General features: G+C 71.8%; 12 protein-coding genes. 9 read left to right on the top strand and 3 right to left on the bottom strand.

The features are described from left to right. The first annotated feature begins 523 nt into the window (after positions 1-523). The gene (locus NR792_RS24130) at positions 524-1,051 is read left to right on the top strand and encodes a hypothetical protein (RefSeq protein WP_375755029.1); all 528 of its coding nucleotides are present in this window, start codon (positions 524-526) and stop codon (positions 1,049-1,051) included. Positions 1,052-1,060: 9 nt separating this feature from the next. On the opposite strand, the gene NR792_RS24125 is transcribed toward NR792_RS24130, so the two are convergent. Beyond that, on the bottom strand, positions 1,061-1,399 hold the full coding sequence (locus NR792_RS24125) for a PilZ domain-containing protein (protein ID WP_375755028.1): 339 nt from the start codon (positions 1,397-1,399) through the stop codon (positions 1,061-1,063). Between the two features lie 125 nt (positions 1,400-1,524). Here NR792_RS24125 and NR792_RS24120 point away from each other — a divergent pair, with 125 nt between their 5' ends. Beyond that, entirely contained in the window at positions 1,525-2,046 is a 522-nt protein-coding gene (locus NR792_RS24120; RefSeq protein ID WP_375755027.1) for a GreA/GreB family elongation factor, read from the top strand. Between the two features lie 9 nt (positions 2,047-2,055). Here the strand turns inward: NR792_RS24120 and NR792_RS24115 are convergent, their stop codons facing one another. Continuing rightward, the gene (locus tag NR792_RS24115; protein WP_375755026.1) at positions 2,056-2,772 is read right to left on the bottom strand and encodes a class I SAM-dependent methyltransferase; all 717 of its coding nucleotides are present in this window, start codon (positions 2,770-2,772) and stop codon (positions 2,056-2,058) included. 125 nt (positions 2,773-2,897) lie between these two features. Between NR792_RS24115 and NR792_RS24110 the strand changes: the two genes are divergently transcribed. The 4 genes from NR792_RS24110 (at position 2,898) to NR792_RS24095 (ending at position 5,855) form a co-directional block, all read left to right on the top strand. Further along, the gene (locus tag NR792_RS24110) at positions 2,898-3,380 is read left to right on the top strand and encodes a hypothetical protein (protein ID WP_375755025.1); all 483 of its coding nucleotides are present in this window, start codon (positions 2,898-2,900) and stop codon (positions 3,378-3,380) included. Positions 3,381-3,519: 139 nt separating this feature from the next. Then, the gene (locus NR792_RS24105) at positions 3,520-4,245 is read left to right on the top strand and encodes an SDR family oxidoreductase (protein ID WP_375755024.1); all 726 of its coding nucleotides are present in this window, start codon (positions 3,520-3,522) and stop codon (positions 4,243-4,245) included. After that, positions 4,242-5,033: a dihydroneopterin aldolase gene (locus tag NR792_RS24100; RefSeq protein WP_375755023.1), complete on the top strand. Its 792-nt coding sequence runs from the start codon at positions 4,242-4,244 to the stop codon at positions 5,031-5,033. The genes NR792_RS24105 and NR792_RS24100 overlap by 4 nt, the downstream gene beginning before the upstream one ends. Positions 5,034-5,108: 75 nt before the next feature. Then, positions 5,109-5,855 (top strand): queuosine precursor transporter, encoded by a 747-nt coding sequence (locus NR792_RS24095; RefSeq protein WP_375755022.1) that lies wholly within the window; start codon positions 5,109-5,111, stop codon positions 5,853-5,855. 8 nt (positions 5,856-5,863) lie between these two features. Here the strand turns inward: NR792_RS24095 and NR792_RS24090 are convergent, their stop codons facing one another. After that, positions 5,864-8,470 carry a DUF3656 domain-containing protein gene (locus NR792_RS24090; RefSeq protein WP_375755021.1) on the bottom strand — a complete coding sequence of 869 codons (2,607 nt, stop codon included), beginning with the start codon at positions 8,468-8,470 and terminating at the stop codon, positions 5,864-5,866. 279 nt (positions 8,471-8,749) lie between these two features. Here NR792_RS24090 and NR792_RS24085 point away from each other — a divergent pair, with 279 nt between their 5' ends. The 3 genes from NR792_RS24085 (at position 8,750) to NR792_RS24075 (ending at position 12,303) form a co-directional block, all read left to right on the top strand. Continuing rightward, positions 8,750-9,895, top strand: a complete 1,146-nt coding sequence (locus NR792_RS24085; RefSeq protein WP_375755020.1) for a heparan-alpha-glucosaminide N-acetyltransferase domain-containing protein — start codon at positions 8,750-8,752, stop codon at positions 9,893-9,895. An 84-nt stretch (positions 9,896-9,979) separates the two neighbouring features. Then, positions 9,980-10,258: a glutaredoxin 3 gene (gene grxC, locus NR792_RS24080; protein ID WP_375755019.1), complete on the top strand. Its 279-nt coding sequence runs from the start codon at positions 9,980-9,982 to the stop codon at positions 10,256-10,258. Between the two features lie 374 nt (positions 10,259-10,632). Continuing rightward, complete coding sequence (locus NR792_RS24075; RefSeq protein ID WP_375755018.1) at positions 10,633-12,303, top strand: nitrous oxide reductase family maturation protein NosD; 1,671 nt, start codon at positions 10,633-10,635, stop codon at positions 12,301-12,303. The last annotated feature ends 7 nt before the right edge of the window (positions 12,304-12,310 follow it).

Below are 12,310 nucleotides of genomic sequence, written 5' to 3'. Positions count from 1 at the left end.
CCGTCCCGCGTGGAAGCCGCCGAACGTGCCGGCCAGCAGGCCGTTGAACAACGGAATGAAGAACGTGACGGCGCTGATGAGCACCATGGTCACCACGCTCACGTCGAAGCGGTTGTGCTTCCAGACGACGCGGCTCTCCTCCACGCGCGTGTCGAGCGGCATCTCCTCGTACTTGACCTGCTCGTTCTTCAGCGGAAGGCGGTGACTCGAATTGGTGACGTTGCCCGAGTCCTCCGAATAGGTCTCATCCATGAAGCCTTGACCTCCGTGCGGGCGGGGGAAGGACGTGCCCGGACACCCTTGGGAGATGGTGCTGGAGGCGGACGGGTGGAAGGGCTGACGGCTCCACCGGTCCCCTGGAAGGAGGGCGCACGCCGTGCCTGCCCGCCGGGAATTTCCGCGACCCGGCGTGGGGGCGGATGCCGTACGCGGGGGGCGTGACGCATCGGAGACTTGGCGTCTGGTGGCTGGCGGCTATGCTGCCGCGCCTCCGCCGTACCGCTTCCCAGCCTGGATGGATTCCATGAGCCTTCGCCGCAACCTGCTGACCGTCGCCCTCCTCTCCTCCACGCTGCTGTCCGCCTGCGCGCTGCGCCCGCGCTACAACGACATCATCATCCCGGCGAACGGCACCACCGCGCTCCAGGAGAACCAGCTCGTGGTGCTGCGCGTGACGGACGCCGCCACGGGCAAGCCGGTGAAGGGCGCCAAGGTGCTCGGCGGCGAGTACCGCAACCACCTCAACCTCACCAGCGACGAGAACGGCGAGGTGTCCCTCAAGCTCGACCCGGGCCTGGTGAAGGAGAACCCGCTGGTGGAGGTCGTGCTGCCCAAGGGCGTGAGCCGCTACAAGCTCCAGGTGGTGCCCTCCGGCCAGGCTCCCGCCCCCGAAGGCGCGCCCATCACCACCCCCGCCGCGGAGCCGTCCACCACGACGGAGCCGTCCACCACGACGGAGCCGTCCACCACGACGGAGCCGTCCACCACGCCCGCGACGCCCGGCGCTCCGTCGGAGACCGCGGTCCCGGCGAGCCCCGACGCGACGAAGTAGTCCCAGCCGTCAGGTGAACCAGCGGATCAGGCGCCTGCCCTGCAGACGCCTGAACGCGACCAGCCGCCGCTGGAAGTCCCCGCCGATGGTGACGAAGCGCACGCCACAGCGTCCCCGCGTGCGCTCCCCGGCGGACCGGCGCGCCCACATGACCTGGGCCTGGAACGGCACCTCCTCGTCCCCCAGCAGCAACGCGCCTTCCAGGAGATCGCCCGCCTTCATCGGCTGGAGCATCTCCGCGCAGAAGCCGCCCTCCGACACATCCCGCGTGTACAGCGGCAGCATGCCGCGCAGACGGACGGCCAGGCGATGCTCGAAGCGGGGCACGGCTCGGGGGAGGAGGTGCATGTCCGGATTCTGACGGATTCCGTCGGCGCAGTAAAATTGCGCCAATAGAAAGCAGGCGGACGGCCGGACCCGGCGTGCAAATCCCGGGAAACGTTGAGAAATCTCCTGGGAGGAGGGAGCGGCCCATGTCGAAGGCATTCACCAAGGAAGACGGGGGCGGCGACGAGGGGCTCACCCCCGCGCGTCCCCGGTCGACGTCGGCGGAGCGGCGCTACATCACGCCGGAGGGCTACCGCGCGCTCCAGGAGGAGCTGCTGGAGCTGCAGGGCCCCGCGCCCCGGGACTGGCCGGAGCTGGAGGCGGGCGTGCGCAAGCGCGAGCGGGAGCGCCGGGCGCGGGAGCTCACCGCCATCCTGGAGGACGTGCGCGTGGTGGCGCCGGATCCCTCGCAGGCGGGCCGCGTCTTCTTCGGCGCGTGGGTGGTGCTGGAGGACGAGGACGGCGCGCGCATGCGCTATCGCATCGTCGGCCCGGATGAAGCGGACGTGAAGGCGGGGCGGCTGAGCGTGGAGTCCCCGCTGGCGCGCGCGCTCCTGGGCAAGGAGGCCGGCGAGTCCGTGCAGGTGGACCGCCCGCGCGGCCCGGTGGAGTACGACGTCCTCGCGGTGGAGTACGCGGAGTCCGAAGACAGCGCGGCCGCGCCGTAGCGCGCCGCTTCAGCGCTTCGTGGCGATGACGGTGACGAGCCGGCCGAAGGGCTCCGGCATGTCGCCCTCGCGCACCTCCACGTCGAACCCCGCCGCCTCCAGCAGCACGCGCGCGCGGGGCACGAGGAACGTCAGGTAGTACATGACGAACGGCGGCTTCCAGAGCGCGTTGCGCACGCGCATGGCGGCGTTGAAGCCCTTCGCCACCCAGTAGCCGGGGTTGAGCGCGGACGGCGGCTGACCGGTGACGAAGACGAAGCGGCCTCGGGGCTTCAGCGCCCGCGCGATGCCCGCGACGAGGCGCGGCTCGTCCTCCTCCAGGATGTGTCCGAAGGCGCCGAAGCTGGTGACCAGGTCGAACGCCGCGTCGAAGGGCAGCGCCAGCGCGTCGCCGCGCACGAACTCCAGCGCCGCGGTGCCCGGCGCATCCGCGAGCCCTCGCCGCGCCTCGTCCAGCATGCCCTGGCTCAGGTCGAACCCGACGACGCGCTCGCGGCACAGCGGACGCAGCACGCGCATCGCGGCGCCGGTGCCGCAGCACACGTCCAGCGCGCTGCCCACGCTGGCTCCGGGGCCCACGTGCGCGAGCGCGGCCTTGAGCACCGGATCCGGCGTGCGGAACGGCGTGTGCTCGAACTTGGGCGCGAGCAGGTCGTAGCCCTGCTCGACGGAGGTGAGGGCCTGCCGCGCAAGCTCGCGGAAGGTGGGGCCGTCGCGGTGGAACATGGGATGAGGTGTACCCACATCTCCCCGCCCCCGCCACCGGGGTTCAAGACGACCCGACGGGATTTGAATGTTCCGGCGGGGCCCCCGTCAGTCAGGACAAGCAACTCGGACGGAGGATGGAAGACATGGCTTTCAAGCTCGGACTCGCGACCCTGGCCTTCGGTGCACTGCTGCTCGGTTCCTCCACGTCGATGGCGGCGGACTGGCGCGGCCCGACGAAGGCGGATGCGCGCTGGGGCGGCCAGGAGCAGCGCGGTGGCTGGGAAGCGCCGCGGGACCAGGCGTTCCGCTACGTCGACGACGACGCGAAGACGCGCCGCTTCATGGGCTGCCGCGGGCCGAACTGCAACTACGGCCCCATGCCCCGCCCGGTGGACTCGCGCGGCCGCTACGAGCTGCAGACGGTGGAGCGCTGGGTGCCGGAGCGCTACGAGCAGGTCTGGGTCCCCGAGCAGTGCGTGTCCCGGGGCCGCCGCGGCCGCCACGTGCGCTGCACGCCGGGCTACTACGACCAGCGCTATGTGCCGGGCGGCTACCAGGCGGTGACGGAGTGGGTCTGGGTGCCGTACGCCGGGCGCCGCTGGCAGACGGTGGTCTACTACCCGTAGCAAGCACCCTGGAGGACTGACGGACGGACGACGCAGAGGGGAAGCAGGGGACACGCGGGGCGGTGCCGGGAGAGGGGGTTCTCCGGGTGTCGCCCCGCGGTGTTTTTTCGCGAGCGAGCCTGTTAGTCAGGGCCCGCATATGGGGACCGCATTCATCACGGGCGCGGGCGTGCGCGTTGGAAGCGCGGTGGCGCGCGCGCTCGGCCGCGCCGGCTACGACCTGGCGCTTCACGCGAACCGCTCCATGGAGCCGCTGGAGGTATTGGCGGACGAGCTGCGCGCGCTGGGCCGCGACGTCACGCTGTACAGCGGTGACCTCTCCGACGCGGATGCCGTGGACGCGCTGGGCGCCCGGGTCCGGAACGCGCACCCCGCGCTGGACGTGGTCGTCCACAACGCGGGGCTCTACGAGCGGGTGGACTTCGCCGCCGTGACGCGCGAGCAGTACCGCCGCATGCTCGCCGTGAACGTGGACGCGCCCTTCTTCCTCACGCAGGCGCTCTTGCCGTCGCTGCGCGCGGGCAAGGACCCGCTGGTGGTGCACCTCACCGACATTGGCGGGGAGCGGGCGGTGAGCCACTACGCGCACTACTCGGTGAGCAAGGCGGGGCTCGTGATGCTGACGCGCGCGCTGGCGGTGGAGCTGGCGCCGCACGTGCGCGTCAACGCCATCTCTCCAGGCGTGGTGGCCTTCCCGGAGCACTTCGACGAAGCCGCGCGCCAGGAGGTGCTCCAGCGCGTGCCCATGGGCCGCGAGGGCAGCGTGGAGGACGTGGCGCGCACGGTGGTGTTCCTCGCGCGCGAGGCGCCGTACCTCACCGGGCAGGTCATCGCCCTGGACGGCGGAAGGAGCGCTCGGCTGTGAGTCAGGAACCCGTGTGGATCCACCCCGTGGTCAACGACGCGCAGGGCCGCCCGCTGGACGTGATGGAGCTGCGCGGGCTCACGGTGGACGTCATCGTGGGCGTCTACAACCGCGAGCGCGTGACGCCGCAGCCGCTGCGCCTGGACGTGGCGCTCTTCCTGGACGCGCGGCAGGCGGCGGTGGGCGGGAAGCTGGCGAACACGGTGCACTACGGACGGCTGGCCGGAGAGCTGCGCTTCCTCCTGGATGCGTGCCGCTTCGAGCTCCTGGAGTCCGCGGCGGAGGCGGTGTGCCGCTACCTGCTGGCGCCGCCCACGGACGCCGCGCCGCACGCGCACCTGCACGCCGCCACGGTGCGGGTCACCAAGCCGGAGGCGCTGACGGGGTGGGCCATCCCGTCCCTCCAGGTGCACCGGACCTCCGAGGAGATGGTGTACCGGACGGAGGCGAAGGCCTTCGGCCACGTGGACGTCATCCACGAGGGGGCCACCTACGGCGTGTACCGGCTGCGGGTGGCGCCGGGCAGCGGCATTCCCCCGCGAGCGGACGGGCACACGGAGGGCATGGAGCTGGTGCTGGGCGCGGGGATGCTGCTCCAGGGGCAGCCGGTGGGGCGGGGGCTGGCGTTCAGCGGACCGGGCGTCTTCGGGCACCGCTACGACAACCCGACGGCCACCGAGCAGACGGTGCTGGGCGTGTACCGGCCGCGCCTGGTGCTGTCGGAGCAGGAGGCGGGCGGGAGCGCCGCGCCCGTGGGGCCGGGCACGCTGTACTACCTGCCCGAGTAGACCCCGGACGGCCAGGCGACGGGGCGAGAGGGTATGCTAGGGCTAGCGGAGCCTCGCTCTTGAAGGACGCATCGGATGACCCTGGACCGGCGGATTCAGCTTTTCTTGGTGCTCGCGGGGCTGTTCATCACCTCGCTGGTGGTGGGCGACATCATCGGGGTGAAGCTGTTCGAGGTTCACCTGGGGCCCATCCCGGCGGTGATGTCGGTGGGGATGTTGCCGTTCCCGGTGACGTTCCTGCTGACGGACATCCTCAACGAGTTCTACGGCAAGAAGGTCGCGCGGTTCGTGACGTGGGTGGGCTTCTTCATGGCCATCTTCACGTTCGTCATCGTCGCGCTGGCGGTCCAGATTCCGTGGGCGCCGATGACGGAGGCGAAGGACTACGGCGGGACGGTGGCCGCGTCATTCAACAACGTGTTCGGCGGCTCGCAGCGCATCCTGATGGCGTCGATGGTGGCGTACCTGGTGGCCCAGTTCCTGGACATCTCGGTCTTCAACCTGCTCAAGCGCGTGACGAACAACCGGATGCTCTGGCTGCGCGCCACGGGCTCCACGGTGGTGTCGCAGTTCATCGACACGGTGGTGGTGCAGTTCATCGCCTGGACGGGCGTGCTGCCCCAGGAGGTCATCTTCCGGATCATCTTCACCTCGTACGCGGTGAAGCTGCTGGTGGCCATTGGCCTGACGCCGCTCGTCTACCTGGGGCACGCGCTGGTGGAGCGCAAGCTGGGCATCGCCCCGGTGGTGCTGGGGGAGAACGGTGAACCCGTGAACCTCGTGTCCACCAAGAGCGAGCCCCCGCCCGCCGCCGCGGCCTGAGGCGCGTCTCAGCGCGCGTTCGCGGCCGGGTGCTTGAGCACCTGCATCGTGCCGCGCGTGACGCCGAACTGCTCGTGCACCGCCGCGCGCTTCACCGCCTCCGCGGGCGACAGCCGGCCCGCGAGCAGCTCCTGGTACGCGGCCAGCACGCGCGTGGCCTCTTCACGCGTCTCGCGCACGAACTCCACGCGGAACCTGCGCACGCCGCGCTCCAGCAGCCGGGGCACCAGCGAGGCCGCGCTCTGGGCCTGCGCGTTGAACACCGTGTTGCGGCACCCCACGTCCACGATGACCGGGTGCTCCAGGCCCAGCCGGTCCTTCAGCGCGATGGCGTGCTTCTCACACGGCCGCCCGCAGGCCTTGTAGTCGCGGCCGTTGGACAGCGTGTGTGAATACACGCAGTGCTCCGTGTGGAACGTCGCGATGTGGTGGTGCAGCGCCACCGCGAACCGGTGCGCGGGCGCCTGCTCCAAGAGCGCGAAGAGCTGCTCCGAATCCAGGTCGTGCGACACCGTCAGCGTGTCCAGCCCCAGGCTCAAGAGGTGCGCCGCCGTCAGCGAGTTCGTGACGTTGAGCGAGAAGTCCCCGTGCAGCACCGGCCGCGACGCGCCCGCCGGCTGCTCCAGGAAGTGCATCATCGCGCCCCAGTGGCGCACCAGCACCGCGTCCGGCCGCAGCCGGTCCAGGCGCGTGTCGTAGCCCTCCTCGCCCGGCTTCTGCACGCGCACCGTGGCGATGGTGACGCGCAGCCCCGCCGCGCGCGCCCGCTCCACCGCCTTCTGGAGCCCCACCATCTCCATCCAGTCCAGCTCCACCTCGGGGAGCCCCGCCGCGATGACCGCCTCCAGCTGCGCGTCGTCGCGGCACAGCGGCAGCAACCGGGGCGCGTCCTCCGCCGGCCGCGACGCCACCTTCGCCAGCAGGCCCTGACGCACGCCGGACTCCACCGGCTCCGTGCTCACGGTCCGCGCGGGCCCGCGCTCCACGTCCGCCGTCAGCTCCGCCACCAGCTGCCGGCGCAGCGCCTTCAGCTCCGACACCGGCAGGTGCAGCCCCGGAGCCAGCCCGGACGCATCCAGCGCCGCCAGGTGGAAGGACGTCCCGCCCAGCGCGGCCAGCTTGTCCTTGAGCAGCGCCGCGTCCACGCCCGCGCCCCGCGACGGCGCGAGCAGCGTCGTGCCCACGGCCTCGCGCGTGAAGCGCCCGGTGCTCATCCGCACGCGCAGCGGCGCGCCCTCCGCGCCGGACACCCACAGCGACAACGGGATGCGGCCTTCCGGCTCACCCTCCGCGAGCAGCTCTCCCGTGCGCCGCGCCAGCGCCGGGTCGCTGTTCAGCCACACGCGCTGCCCCGGCGCCACACGGCCCAGGTCCGGCCCGGGATGCCCGAAGCCCAGCACCCACGCGTCTCCCTCGCGCTCCACGCGGAAGATGGGGCCGCCCGGCTCGTGCTTGTCCTCCGGCGCGCCCGCGTCGAACACCACGCCCATGCCAGGACGCGGATCCACGTCGGCCGGATCCGGCTCACCCGCGAGCGGCGCCGACACGTTGCCCGCCGGGGCCTCGGGCCGCTTGTCCAGCCCCAGCGCGCCGGTCCACGGCCGGTCGTCCGGCACCACGAGCACGTCCTTGCCCGCCACCGCGTGCACGCGGCCCAGGTACAGCCCGCGGTGCTTCGGGAAGCGCCCCTCCACCAGCGTCTGGTGGTCGGACCCCGCCAGGAACCCGTGCGAGAACCCCCGGCTGTACGACAGCGACATCTCCGCCAGGTCCTTCGCCAGCCGCGCGCCGTCGGGCTTCCCCGCCATCACGCCGTCCAGCCAGCGGCGGTAGCCCTGCACCGTGCTGGAGACGTACTGCGGCCCCTTGAGCCGGCCTTCAATCTTCAGGCTGTGCACGCCGATGTCCGCCAGGTCCGGCACCGCGCGCACGCCCGCCAGGTCCTTGGGGCTGAGCAGGTACTTCACCTCGCCCAGGTCGCGCGTCTCGCCGTCCACCACCAGGTCGTACGGCAGCCGGCAGGACTGCGCGCACTGGCCCCGGTTGGCGGACCGGCCGCCCCAGGCCTCGCTCGTGAGGCACTGGCCGCTCCACGACATGCAGAGCGCGCCGTGGATGAAGACCTCCAGCTCGATGTCCGTCTGCGACGCCAGCCGGCGGATCTCCGCCACCGACAGCTCGCGCGGCACCACCATGCGCGTGAAGCCCAGGCCCGTGGCGAACCGCGCCCCTTCCGCGCTGGACAGCGTCATCTGCGTGGACGCGTGCAGCTCCAGCTGGGGGCACACCGCCCGCGCCAGCAGCGCCACCGCCGGGTCCTGCACGATGAGCGCGTCCACCCCGGCCTTCGACACGCCGCGCAACAGGTGCTCCACCACCGGCAGCTCCGGCTCGAACACCAGCGTGTTCAGCGTCACGTAGGCCCGAGCGCCCGCCCGGTGGATGAGCCCCACCGTCTCCGGCAGCCGCTCGAGCGAGAAGTTCTCCGCGCGAGCGCGCGCGTTGAAGCCCTCGTCGAGCCCGAAGTACACGGCGTCCGCGCCACTGGCGAGGGCGGCACGCAACGACTCCAGGTCACCAGCGGGGGCGAGGATTTCGGGGCGTCGGGGAGGCATGCCTCTCTAACTACCACGCCCACCCCGGCCGCTCCCGACTTGATGCCCGTCCACCCACCGGGCGGGCATCCGGCCCGGCGGCCCCACTGATTCAATTCCAACCCATGCATGAGCGCGGTGCTTGGCGTGACAAGGATTCCAGTGCCAAAGGTATATCCGCCGGATGTTTGTCTTTGATGGGGGCGGTGGTATCCCTTACGGCAGGCGCGCAGGGCAGGCACCCGCGAATGGCGGGTGGGGGATGCCATCGCCGCGCGCCTTCTTCCGAAAGGATTTCCCATGCAGCGCGAGCAGGTGTCGGGGGCGCGCTCCGCCTCTGGACGGCTGGAAGCGGTGGATGCCATGCGGGGCACGGTGATGCTGCTCGTGTTCCTGTCTCATTTCACGGACGCCTATCTCTATCCGCTGGGCGGTGAGGCCGTGCACCTGCGCGAGCGGATCAACCTGCTGACGAGGCTGGCCACGCCCGGCTTCATGGTCATCAGCGGCCTGATGCTGGGGCTGCTGCACGCGCGCAGCCGCGACTTCGGTCCGCTGCGCACGCGGCTCCAGCGCCGGGGCCTGTTCCTGCTCACCGCGGGCCACCTGCTCATCGTGCCCACGTATCGCTTCTGGCCGGACGAGTCGCTGGTGCTGCTGCGCGCCCTGCCGGTGACGGACACCCTCGGCGTGGCGCTGCTCGTGGGGCCCTGGGTGGTGACGCGGCTGGGCGGACGGGCCCGCGCGATGCTGGGGCTGGGGCTGTTCGCACTGAGCTGGACGGTGAGCCTGTGCTGGTGGCCGGAGTGGGTCGTGGCGCGCGCGTTCAAGGAGGTCTTCTTCGGCCAGCGCGAGCTGACCGTGCTGCTCTCCGGCTTCCCGGTGGTGCCGTGGCTGGGCGTGTACCTGGTGGGCAGCATGTTCGGCGAGTGGCTGGGGACCTGGGGCCGCGCGGACGTGAAGGGCGCGGGCCGGCGCTTCGAGCTCGTGGGCCTGGGCATCGCCATGGGCGGCGCCGGGCTGGTGGTGCTCCACATCGCGGTGCACCACCTGTGGCACGGCGCGGGCTTCGACACGCTGATGGCGCTCACGTCGCAGGCGCAGAAGTACCCGCCGGGGCCCGCCTACGTCGCGCTCTACGGCGGCACGGTGCTCGCGCTGATGGGGTTGCTGATGCGCGCCGAGCAGGCCGGATACCTGTCGCGCTACCTGAAGGCGGCGAGCGTCATCGGCCGGCACTCGCTGCTCGCGTTCGTGCTCCAGTTCTACGTGTACTACGTGGGCCTGTACCTCCTGCGGCTGCACTACACGCCGCTGTGGCCGCTGCTGTTCGTGCTCACCGCGGTGCTCCAGTGGTGCGCCCTGTACGCATGGGACCTGCGCGACCGTGCCCGGGAGGCCGCCACGCGCCTGCCCGCGGGCGTTCCCGTGTCCGGCGCTCGCTGAGGAGGCCGGGCAGGGGAGCGGGCGCCCTCGCGCCGGGTGGCGGACCCCAGCCGGAGTCCCCACCCTTCGACGCAGGAGGTCGTGATGCACGAGGTCCTCGTCTACATGAAGCGCACCTGCCCCTATTCGCGTCAGGCCATGGCCCTGCTCGACGAGAAGGGCTGCGAGTTCCAGAAGGTGGATGTCGCCGCGGACGAGAAGCGGCGCGAGGAGATGATGGAGCGCTGCGGCCGCCACACGGTGCCGCAGATCTTCATCGGGGGCCGCCACGTCGGCGGCTGTGATGACCTGTACGCGCTGGAGGAGCGCGGGGAGCTGGATGCGCTCCTCGGCCGCGAGGCCCGGGACTCCACCGCGCCCTGACGCCGTCATCCCTTGCCGTGCCCGGGCCGTGCCTTCCTTCCGGAGGACACGGCCCGCGTGTCTCCAGGGCAGCCGCGTCGTCCCTCCGGGCAGTGGCCAGGACAGGCCCGGCGGTGGACCTTGTCGCGCCTCTCGGACGGGGCCTCCCGGGTGGGAGGCATGAAGCCCGTCCTGCGTGCGGTGCCCACTCTCCGGCACATTCGCGGGCCCCTGTCGCCAGGCCCAACCGCGCGGATTCACACTCCTGCCCGACCGCCCGGCAACCAGGCGTCGGCGACGTCTCAGGCTGACGGGGAATGCGCGGCACGCGTGTTCCCGTTGCCGGCCGACCCCGCGAGCGCACCCCCGCGCCGTGAACCCCACGAGGAGCCCCCATGCGCTTCCGCCTGACCCTGACGACCCTCGTCTGCGCCACCGGGATGCTTGCTGGCACCGTCGGCTGTACCGGCAAGGTCGAACCCGCGCCCGTGACAGCCACGCCTCCGGGCACGTCCACCCCACCCATCGTCACCCCGCCCGGGCGGCCCCAGAGCCCGGCCGACGCGGGCACGGACCCCGGCGTGGACGGCGGTGTCGCCACGGAGGACGGTGGAAGCACTCCCACGGATCCGGTGGACCCGCCGCCCACGGAACCGCAGGAGCCCGAACCGCCGCCGCCCGCCGAAGCGCAGTACACGCGCGTGCTCTGGGTGTCCCCCAGCGGCAACGACTCCGCGGCGGGCACGGAAGCGCTGCCCCTGCGCACGGTCGCGCGAGCCTTGTCCCTGGTGAAGCCCGGCGAGGCGGTGTTCCTCCTGTCCGGCACGTGGCGCGAACACGTGCAGCTGACGGAGCGGCAGGGCACGGCGTCCAAGCCGCTGACGCTGAGGGCCGCGCCGGGCGCCACGGCCATCCTCAAGGGCGGCTCCATTGGCAAGACGTCGCTCGTGGACGTGAGCGGCGCGTACTGGAACATCGAGGGGCTCACGGTGGACGTGGGCGGCGAGTCCACCTTCGCGGTGATGTGGCGCGGCTCGGGCGCGCACCACGGCGTGCTCAAGGACAGCATCCTGAAGAACGGCAAGGAGGGCGCGGGCGTCTACGTGACGGACAAGGCGCACGACGTGCTCATCGAGAACAACGACATCTCCCACTTCGACCAGGGCGAGGTGGACAGCCACGGCGTCGCGGTGCAGACCTCCGCGAGCAACGTGGTGGTGCGCGGCAATGACATCCACCACAACTCCGGCGACGGCGTGCAGTGCCTGGGGCCGGAGGGGGGCGCCACCAACCCGGGCACGCCGTTCGACAACCTGCTCGTGGAGGACAACCTGCTCCACGACAACCGGGAGAACGGCGCGGACATCAAGACGTGCACCCGCGTCACGCTGCGCGGCAACACCATCTACAACCACCGCGCCGTGTCCACGTCCGCGGGCGAGGGCGTCATCGTCCACATGTCCCCGTCCGACGTCACGCTGGAGGACAACGTCTTCTACGCCAACGCGCGCGCCATCCAGATTGGCGGCAACCGCGAGGGCGCTCCTCCCACGCGCGTCATCCTCCGCCGCAACGTCATCCATGACGGCCTGGGCGCGGCGGACGGCGAGGAGGGCACCGGCATCCGCGTGGACGCGTCCGTGGACGTGAAGGTGCAGCACAACACCGTGTGGAACCTGAGCGGCGCGTGCCTCATCTTCGGCGCGGGCTCCAACGGCTCCAGCCAGGGCCTGGACGTGCGCAACAACATCTTCGCCGGCTGCGGCACCGCCGCGCGCGGGGGCTCCGGCCGGGGCGGCGCGGTGGTGGACGGCAACCTGTACTACCGGAGCGGCGGCGCGGTGGCCTTCAACCTGGAGGGCGCCACGGTGAGCCTGGCGGACTGGCGCTCGAAGGCAGGCCTGGACAAGCGTTCCCAGGAGCGTGCCCCCGCCTTCGTCGACACGGGCTCGGACGACTACCAGCTGGCGGCGCAGTCCCCCGCGCGCGAGGCGGGCCTGTCCCTGGGGCTGCCCTTCTGCGGGGCGGCGCCGGACCAGGGCGCCTTCGAGTCAGGCTGCCCCTGACCCCCGG

This window comes from Corallococcus exercitus, from assembly GCF_042231735.1.
Taxonomy (GTDB): domain Bacteria; phylum Myxococcota; class Myxococcia; order Myxococcales; family Myxococcaceae; genus Corallococcus; species Corallococcus exercitus_B.
The sequence above is the reverse complement of the archived record's forward strand: the minus strand, read 5'-3'. Positions and strand labels throughout refer to the sequence as shown.

Excerpts from the sequence above, each read along its gene's own strand:
- NR792_RS24095 (WP_375755022.1), top strand. The coding sequence starts at position 5,109 with ATGACCCTGGACCGGCGGATTCAGCTTTTCTTGGTGCTCGCGGGGCTG.
- NR792_RS24125 (WP_375755028.1), bottom strand. The coding sequence starts at position 1,399 with ATGCACCTCCTCCCCCGAGCCGTGCCCCGCTTCGAGCATCGCCTGGCC.
- NR792_RS24075 (WP_375755018.1), top strand. The coding sequence starts at position 10,633 with ATGCGCTTCCGCCTGACCCTGACGACCCTCGTCTGCGCCACCGGGATG.
- NR792_RS24085 (WP_375755020.1), top strand. The coding sequence starts at position 8,750 with ATGCAGCGCGAGCAGGTGTCGGGGGCGCGCTCCGCCTCTGGACGGCTG.
- NR792_RS24130 (WP_375755029.1), top strand. The coding sequence starts at position 524 with ATGAGCCTTCGCCGCAACCTGCTGACCGTCGCCCTCCTCTCCTCCACG.
- grxC (WP_375755019.1), top strand. The coding sequence starts at position 9,980 with ATGCACGAGGTCCTCGTCTACATGAAGCGCACCTGCCCCTATTCGCGT.
- NR792_RS24090 (WP_375755021.1), bottom strand. The coding sequence starts at position 8,470 with ATGCCTCCCCGACGCCCCGAAATCCTCGCCCCCGCTGGTGACCTGGAG.
- NR792_RS24115 (WP_375755026.1), bottom strand. The coding sequence starts at position 2,772 with ATGTTCCACCGCGACGGCCCCACCTTCCGCGAGCTTGCGCGGCAGGCC.
- NR792_RS24120 (WP_375755027.1), top strand. The coding sequence starts at position 1,525 with ATGTCGAAGGCATTCACCAAGGAAGACGGGGGCGGCGACGAGGGGCTC.
- NR792_RS24105 (WP_375755024.1), top strand. The coding sequence starts at position 3,520 with ATGGGGACCGCATTCATCACGGGCGCGGGCGTGCGCGTTGGAAGCGCG.
- NR792_RS24110 (WP_375755025.1), top strand. The coding sequence starts at position 2,898 with ATGGCTTTCAAGCTCGGACTCGCGACCCTGGCCTTCGGTGCACTGCTG.